An 839-nucleotide genomic window follows, 5' to 3' on the forward strand; every position below is an offset into this window, starting at 1 on the left:
CGGTGCCGTGGCAGCGAGCGTGCGCTGGGCGCGGCGGATCAGCCCGACGGCTCCGCCGACGAGCAGCAGCACACCGATCGTCAACACGAGGATCATGTTCACGGTGGTCGGGGTCAGGGCCAGCAGCCCGTCTGCGAGGGTCTCGCGCCGATCGGCGTCGGCGAGCATCCAGAGGGCGCTCGCTGCGACGGAGGAGAACAGGAGGCCCCAGATGATGGCGGCCCAGCGGGTGCGGGGCGGGGTGGTGGTCTCGGTGATCGTGGGCGTGCTCATCACTGGTCTTCCTTCATGGGCTCGTAGATGGTGACGTTGATGGCACCACTGGTCTGATCGATGGTGACGGGCTGGACGGTGGTCGCAGACACACGGTCCGAGGAGATGTCCTGGACGATGACGGACTCGCCGCCGCGGTCCTCGAAGGACCAGATGCCGCTGTCGATGATGGTCGCGGTCTCACCCTCCACCCGCGTCCAGTGCGCCGTCCCGGTGTCGAGCGTCGCGCGAAGCTCGAGCTCCACTCCCGCATCGACGTAGATCTCGGTGGTGCCGGAACCCTTCTCGATCACGATCGGCCGGGGCGCGCCGTCATGCTGGTTCAGCGAGAGATAGAGGTCTCCGAACGGCTGACTGATGTGCTCCGCCCGGTTGTTGGAGATCGACGCCCAGCCGAGCGTGAAGCCCTGAAGGGTCGAGAATGCACCGGCCACCAGTTCGCGTAGCCGAGCGGGAACTCGGTGCGCAGACCGTCGAGGTACGACCACCACTCGTCGATGTCGGGCTTGGTGCCTGCAGTCGCTCCGCGGAAGGCCGCATCGAGATCGGTGAGCACGTCGCGCACA

At 67.1% G+C, this 839-nt stretch carries 2 protein-coding genes; both read right to left on the bottom strand.

Annotation, left to right across the window (positions count from 1 at the left end; genetic code table 11):
- The coding region (locus KZA10_RS16425) for a hypothetical protein (RefSeq protein ID WP_218683429.1) at nt 1-273 on the bottom strand (273 nt) is incomplete at its 3' end.
- Nucleotides 273-707, bottom strand: coding sequence for an HpaA family protein (locus KZA10_RS16430; protein WP_218683430.1), 435 nt, complete (start codon nt 705-707; stop codon nt 273-275). The genes KZA10_RS16430 and KZA10_RS16425, both read right to left, overlap by 1 nt.
- Nucleotides 708-839 lie beyond the last annotated feature (132 nt).

This window comes from Microbacterium sp. BF1 (assembly GCF_019279095.1).
In the GTDB taxonomy this organism is placed as follows: Bacteria; Actinomycetota; Actinomycetes; order Actinomycetales; family Microbacteriaceae; genus Microbacterium; species Microbacterium maritypicum.